This is a genomic window from Paramylibacter kogurei (genome assembly GCF_002742285.1).
GTDB classification, from domain to species: Bacteria; Pseudomonadota; Alphaproteobacteria; order Rhodobacterales; family Rhodobacteraceae; genus Amylibacter; species Amylibacter kogurei.
On record NZ_MDGM01000007.1, the window covers coordinates 233346 to 248558 of the forward strand.

Genomic DNA, 15213 nt, shown 5'->3' on the forward strand with positions numbered 1-15213 from the left:
ATTCAGGATTTAGGGCAAAACAATGAGTGATGATAACAATGCAGACCAAAACGCAGCCGCTGCGGATGGCGCCGGTATTTTATCCGTTCGTGACGAAATCGAGTTGATTAAAAAAGAAGACCTGTCCGGCCAACAATTGCGCATGGCACGGCGTTTGGCGCAAAAACATAATATCGAGGCCACATCGGATTTGGATGCAGTACGCGTATTGCGCCGACAAGGGATTGATCCGTTTTCCAATGATGCGGCACTTACAGGTGCCCCTGCCCCCGAAAAATCCGCTGCTGGTCAAGCGATTGGTACGATCCAGCTTCCTGTCAAGGCGCAATCCCAAGAGGTTGGCGCACCCATGGAAATGGATGATACAAAACGGTTAAAAGAAATTCGCAAAATTCAGCGCGATTTGGTGAAACGCCGTCGTCGTCGCATGATGCAGATGGTTGCCAAATTATTTATGTTTGTGGGGCTACCCACAGCACTTGCTGCATACTATTTTTATGCGGTTGCAACACCGATGTATTCTACATTCAGCGTGTTTGAGATTCAAAACGCCGATGCATCGGCTGCGTCCAGCACCGCCCAAAGCGTGTTTGCGCGTGCAGGTATTTCCACCAGCACCGATTCCGTTGGAACGCAGGAATACATCACGTCACGTTCGGCGTTGGAGCGGCTTGACCAAGATCAAAATTTCCGCGCCACATTTGCAAATGAACAGGTGGACCCGCTGCAACGGCTTGAATCTGATTCAAGCAATGAAAAAGCATATCGAACATATAAAAAGCATGTCAAAGTTGGCTATGACCCAACCGAAGGTGTGCTGCGCATGGAGGTAATCGCCCCAACAGCACAAAAATCATACGATTTTACACAAGCGCTTGTGTCTTATGCGGAAGAACATGTGAACCAACAATCCGAACGCAAACGCAATGATTCCATGCGCGAGGCGGAAAAAAACTACAACGAACAAGAACAGGCATATTATGATGCTCAGGCCGAATTGCTGGCCATTCAGGAAAAATACAAAACCGTCAGTGGGGATTTGAAAATCCAGCAATTGACCTCGGAAATTTCTGCATTGCGTTCACAGTTGATCGAACGACGGTTGGTTCTGGTTCAACTTGAAAGCAACGAACGCCCCAGCAAACCAAAGGTGGACGCCCAGCGCGCATCCATCACAGAATTGGAACGTGTGATCGAAGAATTGAACCGTGAATTGACCGAAGGCCAAGGCGATGTTCAATCCATCGCACAGGTCACAGCGGAACTAAGCCTTGCACAGGGGCGCGTTGAAATGCGCCAAACCATGCTGGCATCATCACTGCAAGCACGCGAAGTCGCCACCGCAGAGGCCATTCGCCAAACGCGATACCTAACGCTAAGCGTGCCACCCGTTTTGCCAGACGAGCCAAGCTATCCCAAAAAATTCGAAAACACCGCATTATCGTTCTTGGTTTTTATGGGCATATTTTTGATGGTGTCATTGACGGGTTCGATTTTGCGTGAACAAGTCAGCAATTGATATGAAACGCATTTCGGTTGGACAGGTTACAATTGGCAATGATGAACCTTTTGTTCTGATTGCTGGGCCTTGCCAATTGGAAAGCGCGGATCACGGGGCGATGATCGCTGGTCGCTTGGCCGAGGCTTGCGCCAAACTCGGCGTTGGCTTTGTATTCAAAGCATCGTTTGATAAGGCAAACCGCACATCCCATGCCGGACAACGCGGTATGGGTATTGATGCGGGATTGGCGGCATTGGCCGCGATAAAATCCGATATCGGATGCCCGATTATCACCGATGTTCACCACCCCGAACAATGCGATCCCGTGGCAGAAGTAGCCGATATTTTGCAAATCCCTGCATTTTTGTGCCGCCAAACAGATTTGTTACAAGCCGCTGCTAAAACCAATGCGGTGATTAACATTAAAAAGGGACAGTTTTTGGCGCCTTGGGACATGGAACATGTCATCGATAAAGTTACGTATGCTGGCAATGATCGTGTGTTGCTGACCGAACGCGGCACCAGCTTTGGTTATAACACGCTGATCACTGATATGCGCGCCCTACCGCAAATGGCAAAAACTGGATATCCTGTCATTATGGATGCCACACATAGCGTACAGCAACCAGGTGGGTTGGGCGGTGCATCGGGTGGGCAACGCGAATTTGCCCCTGTCATGGCGCGCGCCGCAATCAGCCTAGGCATTGCGGGGGTTTTCATCGAAACCCATGATCAACCAGAAAAAGCGCCCTCTGATGGCCCAAATATGATAGCCTTGGATGAAATGCCAAATTTAATCGAATCTTTAAAATTATTTGACGAAATTGCCAAAACAAATCCAATTCGACTTTAACACTGTTTTAAGAATATTGCGGAGCATATGATGACCAAACCAAACGCAGATGTGCAACAAAACACATGGGAATTTTTGCGCGATCCGATGATTACGCCAACCGGGTTTCGCGAATATGATGCGCGTTGGAAATATCCCGATGATATCAATCTGCCGGGCATTACCGCACTTGGCATGGGGTTGGGCACACAAATGTTTAAGCGTGGCATTGAACCTGTGATTGCCGTAGGCAATGATTATCGCGATTATTCCCTGACCATCAAAAACGCGCTGATGTTGGGTTTGATGCGTGCGGGTATCCATGTAAAAGACATCGGTCCTGCGTTATCGCCAATGGCCTATTTTTCGCAATTCCATCTGGACGCCCCTGCGGTGGCGATGGTCACAGCCAGCCATAATCCAAACGGTTGGACAGGTGTGAAAATGGGATTTGAACGCCCGCTCACCCACGGCCCCGATGAAATGGCAGAATTGCGTGATATCGTTTTGAACGGTGAAACGGTTGCACGTGATGGCGGCAAATACGAATTTGTTGATGGCGTGCAAGAGGCATATATTGACGATCTGTGCGGTGATTTCAAAATGTCGCGCCCATTAAAAGTGGTTTGTGCCACTGGTAATGGCACGGCCAGCGCATTTGCACCTGAAATCCTGCGTCGTATTGGGGTGGAAGTTGTGCCATCACACAACGCATTGGATTATACATTCCCCCATTACAACCCAAATCCCGAAGCCATGGAAATGTTGCATGACATGTCCGCATCGGTAAAATTATCGGGCGCGGATCTGGCGCTTGGGTTTGATGGCGATGGCGATCGTTGTGGTGTTGTTGATGACGAAGGCGAAGAGATTTTCGCCGATAAGGTCGGCGTGATCATGGCGCGTGATCTGTCCAAGATTTATCCTGATTCAACATTTGTGGCGGATGTGAAATCAACAGGGTTATTTGCATCTGATCCTGAATTGCAAAAACATGGGGCCAAGGCGGATTATTGGAAAACCGGCCACAGCCATATGAAACGCCGCGTCAAAGAATTGGATGCGCTCGCAGGTTTTGAAAAATCAGGGCATTACTTTTTGGCGGAACCAGTGGGGCGCGGATATGATTGTGGCATGCGTGTTGCGGTTGAAATGTGCAAACTGTTGGATCGCAACCCTGATATGTCGATGTCTGATCTGCGCAAAGCATTGCCGGTAACATATGCCACACCAACCATGTCGCCCTATTGCGCCGATACCGAAAAATACGATGTGTTGGAACGTTTGGTGAAAAAACTGGTCGCCAAATCAGAGGCGGGCGAAACCATCGCGGGGCGCAAAATTACACAGGTCGTTACGGTGAATGGCGCCCGTGTGATTTTGGATAATGGCGCTTGGGGATTGGTGCGTGCATCATCCAACACACCCAATTTGGTTGTGGTCTGCGAAAGCCCTGAATCAGATGATGAAATGCGTGCAATTTTTGCCGATATCGATGCGGTGGTGCGAACAGAGCCATCCGTTGGCGATTACGACCAAACGATTTAACGCCATCATTGGCGCGTTTTCGCTGCGCCGATAAAATCCGCGTTATTGCGGCATCCTTTCCCATTGAATGGCGCGCGCGTTCGCGCCATATCACCGTGGACGAATATCAAATACAGGCACAGCGATCATGCGCGAAACTATCGCGAAAATACTTGACCGATCTTTCACCAAAAATTTCATCCTTGGCGTCATTATATTTAATGCCGCATTGATGGGGCTGGAAACCGTGGATTCGGTTATGGCGCGGTTTTCTGGAATGGTGCGCGTGCTTGATTTCGCTTGCCTGTCGATTTTTATCACCGAAATTGCTGCGAAGATTTACGCCCGTGGTTTGCGGTTTTTCCGCGATGGGTGGAACATTTTTGATTTTCTGATTGTGGCTATTGCTCTTGTCCCTGCGGGGCAGAGCCTGTCAGCACTACGTGCCTTGCGTGTGTTGCGCGTGTTTCGCGTGCTGTCCGCCGCCCCCCGTTTACGCCGTGTGGTCGAAGGGTTCGTTACCGCCCTGCCTGGCATGGCGTCGGTATTTTTGCTAATGGCCATTATTTTTTACATCAGCTCGGTCATTGCGACAAATTTGTTTGGCGATCAATTCCCCGAATGGTTTGGCAACCTGCCCCGATCGGCCTATTCATTATTCCAGATCATGACGCTTGAAAGCTGGTCTATGGGTATCGTGCGCCCCGTAATGGTGGTGTATCCGCTAGCATGGATGTTTTTCATCCCGTTCATTCTGGCCACCACATTTGCGGTTGTGAACCTGTTGGTGGGTTTGATCGTGAATTCCATGCAAGATGCCCATCACGAAGAAGAAGGTGTTCTGACCGAAAGTTATCGCGATGAAGTATTGGAACGTTTGGCGCAGATCGAACGCAAACTGGATGCGCAAAGCAAAGGTTAAACAACCTGTCCCGCGGCCCAGCCCGACGACCACGCCCATTGGAAATTATACCCACCAAGCCAGCCCGTGACATCCACAACCTCGCCAACAAAATAAAGCCCATCGACATCGCGTGCCTGCATGGTTTTGGCATCCAGATCGTCGGTATCCACCCCACCCAAAGTAACCTCTGCGGTGCGATACCCCTCTGATCCGACAGGTTTAATTTGCCATTGATGAACAGCGCGCCCCAGATGCGCCAATCGTTCATCGGATTGATCCGCCAAATTCCCTGTTAACCCAGCCTGTTGTGCCACATATGCCGCCAGTGTTCTGGGCAAATGTTTTGCCAGTGCGGTATGGGGTGCAACACGCCCAGCAGTGGCCCGTGCATCGCGAAGTTTTTCAACCACATCATATGCGGGCAATAGGTTCACCGATAACGCATCCCCCTCGCGCCAATAGGATGAGATTTGCAAAATCGACGGGCCAGATAACCCCCGATGTGTGAACAAAAAACCCTCGTCAAATGTGGTGTTGTTACATGTAACAGACGCAAACACGGATGTACCCGCCATCGCCTTGATCGGTTCCAAATCTTGTTGGGCAAAGGTTAGCGGGACAAGCGCAGGGCGGGTTTCAACGATATTCAACCCAAATTGTTCGGCGATTTTATAGCCAAGCCCACTGGCCCCCATTTTCGGAATCGATTTACCGCCACAAGCGACAACCAGCGATTGCGATTCGACGCGCCCTTGGCTGGTTTCAACAATAAAATTGTCGTCCTTTTCCACAGAAACCACCGAGGTTTCCAATTCAAGATAGACACCTACGGCGTCCATATCATTCAACAACATGTCGATAATGTCTTGTGCGGAGTTATCGCAAAACAATTGTCCCAGTGTTTTTTCATGATATGGAATATGCGCACGTGCCACGCGGTCAATAAAATCCCATTGCGTATAGCGTTTCAACGCTGACAGGGCAAATCGTTGATTTTGCGACAAAAAACGATCAGGTGCGATATTCATATTGGTGAAATTGCACCGTCCACCACCCGATATACGGATTTTTTCACCCGCTTTTTTCGCGTGATCCAAGACCAGAACCGAACGCCTACGACGACCTGCCTCGATCGCGCACATCATGCCAGCAGCGCCCGCACCAATAATGATCACATCTACCTTTTTCATAAGAAATGCGTTACGCTGTATCGCAATGACAAACAAGCATCAGATTTCTGCGTTTTAGGGGTTGCAGGACACCCCCGCTCGCAGTAAATAGCAGCGCAGTTGGGTCGTAGCATAATGGTAATGCACCGCTTTTTGGTAGCGTAGATTGTAGGTTCGAGTCCTACCGACCCAGCCAATACCTCAAAATCAGAACCAACGTCATATCTATCATTTGCTGAGGGTGCGGCACCTTCACACTCTGGCCATTTCACGCATGAAAAACACGTAGTAAAATACAGGTGCCGCAATCAGCGTCAGGATCGATGCAAAGGCAAGCCCACCCATGATGGTAATCGCCATGGATTGGAAAAACGCATCCCAGATCAGCGGGATCATCCCCAAGATTGTTGTGGCAGAAGCCAAAATAACCGGACGCAGACGCGATGTTGACGCCTCTATAATCGCGTCTTGCAATGTAAGATGGGATTTTTCGCGACGCACGATGTCGATTTCTTCGACCAGAACAATACCGTTTTTGATCAGCATCCCCGACAACGACAGCAACCCCAAGAGCGCGGTAAAGGTAAACGGCAATCCTGTTCCCAACAATGCCAAGCTGACGCCATTCACAGACATCGGAACCAACAACCAAACGATCAACGGTTGGCGCAAAGCATTAAACAAAAGGACCGAGATCAACACCATGATCAATGCGCTGATCGGTAATTGGCCGGCCAAGCTGGCTTGGGCGTCGCGCGAACTTTCGTATTCGCCCCCCCATTCCATTTTGTAACCATCTGGCAAGGGCATGGTATCAATGGTTTCTTGGACATCCGATTGCACCTGTGCCGCGGTCAAAGATTTTGAAACTTCGGCGCTGACGGTGATGGTGTAAACACGATCCCGTCTGTGAACCAATGTATTTTGGGATTCAAATCTCAGCCCATCAATCACCTGTTCAAAAGGGATTATTTCATTGCTGCTGGCTGAAAAGAGCAGATGATCCGTCAATGCCACGTTCGCATCGGGGTTTACGCGCAACAAGATCGGGATTTGACGTTCGCCTTCGCGATAGACACCCGCTTGCAATCCTTCTGTGGCAAATCGCAAAGTGGTGGTAATTTGATCGCGTGTGATACCCGCCTCTTGGGCGCGTTGCGTGGCATAGATTGGGCGCAGCACTTGTTCCATTTCGCGCCAATCCACACGCGGTTTCAACACATTTGACGAGGCGTCCGTAAGACGCAAAATTGCGGCATCTGCCAAGTCACGCAATACGGTTGGATCAGGCCCAGAAAAACGCACTTGGATTGGCGCACCGCCACCTGGACCAAAGGCCAAACGTTTGGCGCGGAACTCACCCTGTGGCACGGCCATTTCTGCGAATGTTTCCATGCGTGCGATGAGGGGCGCAATCATATCCACAGTTTGCGTGCGCACAATGATATGGCCATAGCTGGGATTTGGGTCTTCTGATTGATAGGTCAACATGAAACGTGCGGCACCTTCGCCAGCGTAACTTGTTGCGGCGACCACGTCGTCTTGTTCTGACAACCATTTTTCCAAGATGCGCAGATCGCGCGATGTTTCGTGAATTGATGCGCCCTGTTCCAATTTGTAATGCACAAAGAATAGCGGCGTATTACTGTCTGGGAAAAACTGTTGTTTGATTTGCCCAAACAGGCCGAAACATACCACCGTAATTGCCAACAGACCCGGTATCACAACCCACCAAAAGCGCAGACAAGCGCGCAACATGCGCCCATATATTTGGAACATCAGCCCGCCATAGGCATCGCCGTCATCCCCCGAACCTTGTTTGAAAAAGTAATGCCCCAACAATGGTGTCGCGGTCAGACCAAGGATCCAAGACAATAGCAGAGAAATCGAAATCACAGCAAACAGAGAAAACAAAAATTCGCCTGTTGCATCAGGGCTCAACCCGATACCGGCAAAGGCCATAATCCCGATTACCGTTGCACCCAACAAGGGAATTTGGGTTTTCTGTGCTGCGTCATCGGCGGCATCATGGGCATTTTGCCCGCGCTTCATACCAATTTGCATCCCTTCGGCAACAACGATGGCGTTATCCACCAACATCCCCATCGCAATAATCAATGCGCCAAGCGAAATGCGTTCCATTTCAATCGAAAAGATTGCCATGAACAACAACGTGCCCATCACCGTTAGCAATAGCGTTGATCCCACAACAATCGCTGCACGCCACCCCATGAACAGCGCCAGAACGATGACAACAATGGCAACGGACATGGCCAAGTTAACCAAAAATGCGTTGGACGCTTCTTCAACAACGCTATGTTGTTGATAAATCGGATGAAGCTCTACCCCCAATGGGATATCAGCGTCCAGTTCGGCGAGTTTCGCATCGGCACGTTTGCCAACATCCACGATATTTTCAGTTGCAATACCCGCAACACCGATTGTGAATGCCTCCGCGCCATTGTGGCGAATGATCAGATTTGGGTTTTGCTCGCGCCCACGAAATACATTTGAAAAATCGGAAAAATTTAAAACATTCCCTGCAACGCCAACCGAAAGACCCGCGATTTCGGAAACGCTATCATTGCCACTTGGCCCTTGGATCAAGGTGCGCCCTTCGACAGATTCAATTGCACCCCCATCAACAACATTGTCCGCACTGCTCAATGCCGATTGCAAAGTGGTAGGTGGCACGCCGAGATTAGAGCTGATCGTTAGATCAGGTTCGACATAGATCACCTCGTTTGGAACGCCAGAGGTCACAACATCTGCAACACCCTCAACGGTTAACAATTCACGGCGCAAAAATGTAGACAGTTCGTAGATTTCAGCATCGCTATACCCAGGTGCAGTAACCGCGTAATACATCCCAAACACGTCACCAAACCCATCGTTCACCACGGGCGTAGATGCGCCACTGGGCAGGTTGGATGCGTTGACCTTGTTGCGCAATTTCGTCCAGATTTCAGGCAGCTGATCACCGTCATATGTGTCTTTCATATCAACGGTAATCCATGACAGGCCCGGTTGGTTCATGGATTTAATATCCTTCACCTCGGACATTTTTTGGATTTCAGATTCCAATGGTTCGGAAATTTCACGCGCAACCTGTTCCGCATCGGCACCAGGATATTGTGTGATGACAATCGCGGTTTTAATTGTGAATGCGGGATCTTCCAATCGTCCCAGATTAAAGAAACCCCAAATGCCACCTAACAGGCAAATTAGGATCACCAACCAAGTTTGTAATGGTCGCTCAATCGACGCGCGTGCAATATTCATTTTTCAACTCAATTCGCAAAACCAGAGAAGCGTTTGATGCTGTCACCTGTGTTAAGGTTTGCACCACCGCTTGCGACAATTTCTTGCCCCGCTGTTAATCCGCTAATGACTTCGACCTTGCCAGTTGGGCTTGGTCTGATTTCAATCTCAACCTCGGTTACGGTTCCGTTGGGTTCATCTGTGGGATTAAATACCATCACAACGGGGGTGCCATCGTTTTTCGTGTGCACAGCTGATGATGGGATGGTTGGGAATGCTTGTTGTGATTTCAACGTCGCAAACACCGACGCCGATAATCCAGGAATAATCAGCATGTTTTTAGGTGGTTCCATCCCAAATGTCACCGTCAATGTTTGACCAATTGCAGATGCCTCGGCGTTAAATTCGCGAATTTCCAATGGAAATTTTTGATCGTTAAGATGAAATTTTGCCCATGCGTCCACTTTTGGGTTCAAACCTGCGCGTTGAAACAAAACCTCTGGTGCATCGATTTCGATGCGTACTTCTGACATATCATGTAAACGTGCGACCGCGGTGCCTGCATTTACGGATGAAAAATTGGCAACATTGCGGGATGCAACCAATGCATCAAACGGCGCAACAATTCTGGTTTCTTGCAAATCGCGTTCAGCGCGGCGCACCGCAAGTTCGGATAATTCAAATGCCGTGCGTGCATCGTCAACTGCCGTTTGGCTCACCGTATTGCCACGCAATTTATTCAACCGATCAAGTGTACGTTTGGATTGATCCATCTCTAGTCGCGCCTGATCCAACGCCAGTTCAAAAATCTCGCGATCCAATTCGGCGATCAAGTCACCCTTGGCAATAAATTCACCTTCGATCACTGGGAAATTTTCGATTTGCCCGCCAACACGAAAGGCCAGATCAACCGTTTCTTTGGCAACAACCTTGCCAAAAAACTGTCGTGTTGCGGTTGTTTCATTAGATGGAACGGTGAAAATTTTCGCTGCTTTTATTGCGTCTTGTGCAAATACCGATTGGGTTGAAAATAGCAGGGCAAGAATTGAAATGAACCGAAAAAGCGACATAACTGCGTTCCTTGAGATCACACAAACGAACACGACGGTCAGTTTCGTTTGCATTCATATAATTGATTGTAACATTCATATTATCCATGCTATCCGCGCGGATAGAAATGCGTTTAGCTGAATGAAAACAAATTGCAACAGGATATTCAAAATGGCGCGTGCGCGAAATGTAACACATCAACAAGCGATGGATGCGGCACAGGATTTATTCTGGCAAAACGGCTATAACGCGGTGAGTACAAGGCAAATCGAAGAACAAACCGGCCTGACTCGCTTCACGTTGCAACGCGAATACGGCGGTAAAAAATCTTTCTTTTTGGCGACACTTGATCATTATCTAAGCACCGACTTCACGATCTTTTTACCGCTGCCATCAGGACAGGTATTACCCGCAATCACGCAGTGGTTCGAAAACATCACGCAACGCGAGTATTTCAAAGAAGCGCAGGAAAAAGGTTGCCTGTTGCGCACGGCTGTTAACGAATTTCCGCGTGGCGACCAAGATGTTGATCATCGCATTGAACAATATTTCGAAAACTTGCGGCGCTGTTTCGTTGATGCGTTGGAACTGGGTAAAAATCGGGGGGAACTAAAGCCCGATTTGGACATTCAATCCAAGGTCGATATTTTGATCGCAACCCTGATCGGTGGGGCCGTATTACGCCAAGCTGGTAAAATTGACAGCGCCCATCGCACGCTGGAAACCGCAATTCCAAATATGATCCTTGAATGGGCAAATGATAAAGGCGTTTAAAACGACAGCCGCCTGATCACATAAAATGCTTTAATGCTTCGGATAGGAAAAACAGAACGCCACCAATAAGACCGCCGAGCAATGTTCCGTTCATACGGATGAATTGCAGATCGCTGCCCACTTGGCTTTCGAAAAGTTCGACCATCTCTGCCTCGTCCCACGTTTTAATTGTGCTGGCAATAAATTCTGATGCGCTGGCGGATAGGCGTTCAACAAATTCGCCCGCCCCGTTGGAAAGCTCTTGGTTCAATATGGCCAAATCATCTGGATTTGCGTCCAGTTTTTGCGCCACGGATAACAATGTGTTTTCGATGAAACCCGTGGTATGGCCAATGTCATTTTGCAAATCTTCATCAAGTGATCGTTTCAATCCTCGAATGAAAGTCGCAACAATTTCGTCAAATTCATCGCTATCCACCAATTGCAACAAAACGCCTTGTACTGTGCGCCCGATATTTGCGCTTTGTTTTGGGTCAGTTGTAAAACCCGTCATTGCATTGTCAAACTGGGCGCGTAATTCGGATTTATGATCCAATAATTCGTCGATCATTTTGATCATTTCATCAATCAACATTTGCGAAAAACGACGGTCCGCCGTGGATGCGATCCACCAGCGGCTTCGATCTTGGACCAATTTTGTGACGCTATCGCGGCTATCGTCGATCAAGGTTTTCACGGCAATAAGCCCATAATCAATCACATCATCGCGTAAATCTGACGCCATCAATTTGGTGATCATACGATTAAAAAACGCTTCGCGTTGTGGCCGCATGAGCAAGCTGCGCAACATTAATTTGAAAAATGCTGGTGGTTCCGATGGGCCCGTTTCGTGCAGGTTTGATTTCAAAACGATCGCCGCCTTTTGAGAAATCAATTGCGTATTGCTCGGCACCAGCAACCAATCTTTGACGGCCGCACCAACATTCATATCGAATAGTTTTTCACGGATCAGGTCTGGTTTCAAAAAATGTTTGGTGATGAAATCACCCACGTTTTTGGCAACGCGGTTTTTGCTTTTGGGGAGCAAGGCCGTGTGGGGAACGGGAATGCCCAAAGGATGGCGAAACAATGCTTCGACAGCGAACCAATCGGCCAAACCACCAATCATGCCCGCCTCTGCGACCGCTTGGATAAACAAAACCCAATTTGATGGTGACGGCACAAACAATGTTGCAACGAAGATTGCCGTTGTGATCAACAGCAACCCCGTTGCGATTGCCTTGTTACGCCTGAACTCTGTTGAAACGGATCGCGGCATTGGACATTTTCATTAGTGTTCTGCGTAGAAATCCCGCATGAGCTGCGTGGTTTCTTGTGGCTTTGTCATCATAAACAAATGCCCGCAATCCAGATATTCCAAACGACTGTTTGGCAAACGACTATTCAATATCCGCCCATTTGATGGGGGAACGATACGATCTGCATTGCCCATCAAAATCAAAGTTGGAACCTTGATTTGTGGCAGCCAAAGCCAGCTTGTCCAACCGTAACCCGCAAGCAATTGATACAGATAACCACGGGTTGACCCGCCCATCACCATTTTTGCGAATTCTTCCAGTTGTTCGATGTTTTCACCAATGGTTCCGCCGTAAATTTTTGGTGCCACTTCCAACATATAGTTGGGGTTAAAATACCGCTTGGGTGTAACCATTTTCAACATGGCGCTCAATTTCCCAGGAACCATCACCATCCCAGCGGATGTGGCGGCCAAGGTCATGGTGTTACAACGATCTTGGTGATCCTTGACGAATTGCTGCGCGATTGCACCGCCCCATGAAATGCCAAATACATCAACTTTGTCGATGCCCAATTTATCCAGCAAAATGGCGGCCATTTTTGACAAAAGAACGGGGCGATATGGTGCCTTTGGTGCTGGTGATTTACCAACGCCGGGGACATCAAATGTTACGATGCGGCATTCAGGCAAGAAATCAGCGAATTTTTCCGCTGCTTCAAGGCGTGCGCCGATCCCATTGAAAAACAGGATCGTGCGTTCGGAATCTTGTTTCCCAAATATACCAACGCGAATTTCAAGCCCGCAAATCGTTTTCGTCAAGGTTTCCATTCAGGTTGCTTTCTCCGGTTTTTTTGACACATATGTACCAGGTGAAGGGCACAATGGTTTATGTTTTGCGGACCCCAATTTTTTAGGCGCCTTGATTTTTTTACCAGAGCGTTGCTCGGTCCAATTCATCCAGTGTGGCCACCAGCTTCCTGAATGTTGCTCGGCACCTTCCAAGAATTCTTCGGTTGTGCTGTGCTTGCCAGAATTAGTCATAAACTTGGCGCGTGGATTGCCCGGAGGGTTAATCAACGATTGAATATGTCCCGCTTGTGACAGTACAAATTCAGTGTTGCCGCCCAACAGACCAGTTGTCAAATAACAACCATCCCACGGCGTGATATGATCGGTTTCGCCACCCACGATATATGTATCACAAGTCACGTTTTTCAAATCAATCGTTGTACCATTCACATCCCAATTTGGCCCATCACCAAAACCGCCATTTGATAGCAAATCAATCAAGTCACGGTGGAATGTCGCGGGCAAGTTGGTTGTATCTGCATTCCAGAACAAAATATCAAATGTTGGCGCGCTGTTGCCACATAGATAGTTATTCACCCAATATGCCCAAATCAAATCATTCGGGCGCAACCATGCGAATGCGCGTTCCAGATCTTTGCCCTCTAGCACGCCTTTGGATTTTGAAAACATCTTGGCAATTTCAAGGGTTTCGATATTGGCAAACAATCCCATGGATGTGTTTTTGCCACCTTCGATATCCAAAATCGCAACCAAAAGCGTGAATGTATTGGCACGATCAATTTTACGCGCACCCCAATAAGCCTGAAGCGCCGCCGCCGTCAAACCACCAGAACATGCGCCGATCATATTCAACTTGTCTGATTTGCTGATTTCACATGCGACCTCTGTTGCGCGATCCAATGCTTCGATATAGCTGTTCAAACCCCAATCGGATTGATCCGATGATGGGTTACGCCAGCTTACAATAAACACGCGATGTCCGCGTTCCGTCAGATATTCAACGATTGAACGCCCCTTTGCCAAATCCCAGACGTAAAATTTGTTGATTTGTGGTGGAACGATGAAAATTGGTGTTTCGAAAATCTCTTCGGTTTTTGGCGCATATTCGATCAGCTCTAGCTGTTCTTCGCGATAAATTACCTGACCTTCGCTGGTCGCAAGATTTTTGCCGACTTCAAATTTCGATTTATCAACGGTTGATGGCAGACCATTATTGTCTTTCATATCGCTCATAAAGTTTTTGAAACCCTGAACCAGATTTTTACCACCGTGATCCAGCGTGACCTTCATCGCGGTTGGATTGCCCGCCAATGTGTTGGTTGGCGAAACGGTATCGGTTAACAATGACAATGCCAATTTGGCACGCATTTCGCTTCGCTCGTCCAGACCAAGCCCTGACAACCATTTTTCCAATTCTTGGCACCACAACAGATAGCTTTGCATCATCATGCCGTAAAACGGGTTGGTGGCCCAAACAGGATCGCGCCAGCGTTTATCACCCTTTGGTGGCATGATCGGCGATTTACCTGTCATCATGTTAAAATACCCTGTGCCAAGCGCTTGCATTTGTGCTGCGGTCAACATCGGATTGGAAAATGCCTTGGTGTAAAACGAAAGCATCTCCATCATCATTTGGGTGCTTGATTCAAGTTTGTTGTCTGACATCGTATTTACCCCATAACCATTGCGAGAAATGTACCAACAAGTGCGGGTTTTTCGGCACCGGGCACACTTACGGTCGCATCAACATGAATTAGGTATTGGCCTTTGCCTTTTTCTACCACGTCCTTGAGCACAAAACTTGCGGTGACCTCAGAACCAGACAGAACAGGTGACAAGAAGCGTACACCCTCTACGCCGTAATTCAAAACACCTTTTGCTTCTTTGGGAACGATACCTGTTGATGCCATTGCACCTGCAACGAAGGACAATGATAAAAACCCATGCGCAACCGTGCCACCAAAGGGGCTATATTTTTTTGCCTTGGCAACGTCTGTATGAATCCATTGATAATCGCCCGTGGCATCGGCAAATGTATTGATCCGATGCTGTGTAATTTTCATTGGCTCGGAAGAGCCAAAATCGTGGTCGATGTGATCTTTTAATGTGGATAGTGCATAGCCTTTGGGTGCAGACATGTTAGTAATC

The 15213-nt window shown here is 48.4% G+C and carries 12 protein-coding genes and 1 tRNA gene; 6 read left to right on the plus strand and 7 right to left on the minus strand.

Going from position 1 to position 15213, the window contains the following annotated elements; genetic code table 11:
- Positions 1 to 22 precede the first annotated feature (22 nt).
- From BFP76_RS03270 to BFP76_RS03285, 4 genes are all read left to right on the plus strand, one after another.
- Positions 23 to 1519 carry a KpsE/RkpR family capsule polysaccharide export protein gene (locus BFP76_RS03270; RefSeq protein WP_099591743.1) on the plus strand — a complete coding sequence of 499 codons (1497 nt, stop codon included), beginning with the start codon at positions 23 to 25 and terminating at the stop codon, positions 1517 to 1519.
- A 1-nt stretch (position 1520) separates the two neighbouring features.
- Positions 1521 to 2354: a 3-deoxy-8-phosphooctulonate synthase gene (gene kdsA, locus BFP76_RS03275; RefSeq protein WP_099591744.1), complete on the plus strand. Its 834-nt coding sequence runs from the start codon at positions 1521 to 1523 to the stop codon at positions 2352 to 2354.
- A 30-nt stretch (positions 2355 to 2384) separates the two neighbouring features.
- The gene (locus tag BFP76_RS03280) at positions 2385 to 3881 is read left to right on the plus strand and encodes a phosphomannomutase/phosphoglucomutase (RefSeq protein ID WP_099591922.1); all 1497 of its coding nucleotides are present in this window, start codon (positions 2385 to 2387) and stop codon (positions 3879 to 3881) included.
- Positions 3882 to 4008: 127 nt separating this feature from the next.
- Positions 4009 to 4782, plus strand: coding sequence for an ion transporter (locus BFP76_RS03285; RefSeq protein WP_099591923.1), 774 nt, complete (start codon positions 4009 to 4011; stop codon positions 4780 to 4782).
- Here BFP76_RS03285 and BFP76_RS03290 read toward each other — a convergent pair.
- Entirely contained in the window at positions 4779 to 5954 is a 1176-nt protein-coding gene (locus tag BFP76_RS03290; protein ID WP_099591745.1) for a BaiN/RdsA family NAD(P)/FAD-dependent oxidoreductase, read from the minus strand. The genes BFP76_RS03285 and BFP76_RS03290 overlap by 4 nt on opposite strands.
- 100 nt (positions 5955 to 6054) lie before the next feature.
- Between BFP76_RS03290 and BFP76_RS03295 the strand changes: the two genes are divergently transcribed.
- Positions 6055 to 6129, plus strand: a tRNA-Gln gene (locus tag BFP76_RS03295).
- 56 nt (positions 6130 to 6185) lie between these two features.
- Here the strand turns inward: BFP76_RS03295 and BFP76_RS03300 are convergent.
- Both BFP76_RS03300 and BFP76_RS03305 read right to left on the minus strand, forming a co-directional pair.
- Positions 6186 to 9215, minus strand: coding sequence for an efflux RND transporter permease subunit (locus BFP76_RS03300; RefSeq protein WP_099591746.1), 3030 nt, complete (start codon positions 9213 to 9215; stop codon positions 6186 to 6188).
- Between the two features lie 8 nt (positions 9216 to 9223).
- Positions 9224 to 10264: an efflux RND transporter periplasmic adaptor subunit gene (locus BFP76_RS03305; protein WP_165775651.1), complete on the minus strand. Its 1041-nt coding sequence runs from the start codon at positions 10262 to 10264 to the stop codon at positions 9224 to 9226.
- 151 nt (positions 10265 to 10415) lie between these two features.
- Here BFP76_RS03305 and BFP76_RS03310 point away from each other — a divergent pair, with 151 nt between their 5' ends.
- Complete coding sequence (locus BFP76_RS03310; RefSeq protein WP_165775652.1) at positions 10416 to 11018, plus strand: TetR/AcrR family transcriptional regulator; 603 nt, start codon at positions 10416 to 10418, stop codon at positions 11016 to 11018.
- 16 nt (positions 11019 to 11034) lie between these two features.
- Here the strand turns inward: BFP76_RS03310 and BFP76_RS03315 are convergent, their stop codons facing one another.
- From BFP76_RS03315 to BFP76_RS03330, 4 genes are read right to left on the minus strand one after another with little or no spacing between them, the layout of a single operon-like run.
- Positions 11035 to 12276, minus strand: coding sequence for a DUF445 domain-containing protein (locus BFP76_RS03315; protein ID WP_099591749.1), 1242 nt, complete (start codon positions 12274 to 12276; stop codon positions 11035 to 11037).
- Between the two features lie 12 nt (positions 12277 to 12288).
- Complete coding sequence (locus BFP76_RS03320; protein WP_099591750.1) at positions 12289 to 13083, minus strand: alpha/beta fold hydrolase; 795 nt, start codon at positions 13081 to 13083, stop codon at positions 12289 to 12291.
- Positions 13084 to 14730, minus strand: coding sequence for an alpha/beta fold hydrolase (locus BFP76_RS03325; protein ID WP_099591751.1), 1647 nt, complete (start codon positions 14728 to 14730; stop codon positions 13084 to 13086).
- Positions 14731 to 14735: 5 nt separating this feature from the next.
- Entirely contained in the window at positions 14736 to 15203 is a 468-nt protein-coding gene (locus tag BFP76_RS03330) for a MaoC family dehydratase (protein WP_099591752.1), read from the minus strand.
- Between the last annotated feature and the right edge of the window lie 10 nt (positions 15204 to 15213).

What these genes read in the sequence shown, in the direction of transcription:
- BFP76_RS03285 (WP_099591923.1), top strand. Translation starts at nt 4,009, where the DNA reads ATGCGCGAAACTATCGCGAAAATACTTGACCGATCTTTCACCAAAAAT.
- BFP76_RS03290 (WP_099591745.1), bottom strand. Translation starts at nt 5,954, where the DNA reads ATGAAAAAGGTAGATGTGATCATTATTGGTGCGGGCGCTGCTGGCATG.
- BFP76_RS03305 (WP_165775651.1), bottom strand. Translation starts at nt 10,264, where the DNA reads ATGTCGCTTTTTCGGTTCATTTCAATTCTTGCCCTGCTATTTTCAACC.
- BFP76_RS03300 (WP_099591746.1), bottom strand. Translation starts at nt 9,215, where the DNA reads ATGAATATTGCACGCGCGTCGATTGAGCGACCATTACAAACTTGGTTG.
- BFP76_RS03310 (WP_165775652.1), top strand. Translation starts at nt 10,416, where the DNA reads ATGGCGCGTGCGCGAAATGTAACACATCAACAAGCGATGGATGCGGCA.
- BFP76_RS03315 (WP_099591749.1), bottom strand. Translation starts at nt 12,276, where the DNA reads ATGCCGCGATCCGTTTCAACAGAGTTCAGGCGTAACAAGGCAATCGCA.
- BFP76_RS03325 (WP_099591751.1), bottom strand. Translation starts at nt 14,730, where the DNA reads ATGTCAGACAACAAACTTGAATCAAGCACCCAAATGATGATGGAGATG.
- kdsA (WP_099591744.1), top strand. Translation starts at nt 1,521, where the DNA reads ATGAAACGCATTTCGGTTGGACAGGTTACAATTGGCAATGATGAACCT.
- BFP76_RS03280 (WP_099591922.1), top strand. Translation starts at nt 2,385, where the DNA reads ATGACCAAACCAAACGCAGATGTGCAACAAAACACATGGGAATTTTTG.
- BFP76_RS03330 (WP_099591752.1), bottom strand. Translation starts at nt 15,203, where the DNA reads ATGTCTGCACCCAAAGGCTATGCACTATCCACATTAAAAGATCACATC.
- BFP76_RS03320 (WP_099591750.1), bottom strand. Translation starts at nt 13,083, where the DNA reads ATGGAAACCTTGACGAAAACGATTTGCGGGCTTGAAATTCGCGTTGGT.
- BFP76_RS03270 (WP_099591743.1), top strand. Translation starts at nt 23, where the DNA reads ATGAGTGATGATAACAATGCAGACCAAAACGCAGCCGCTGCGGATGGC.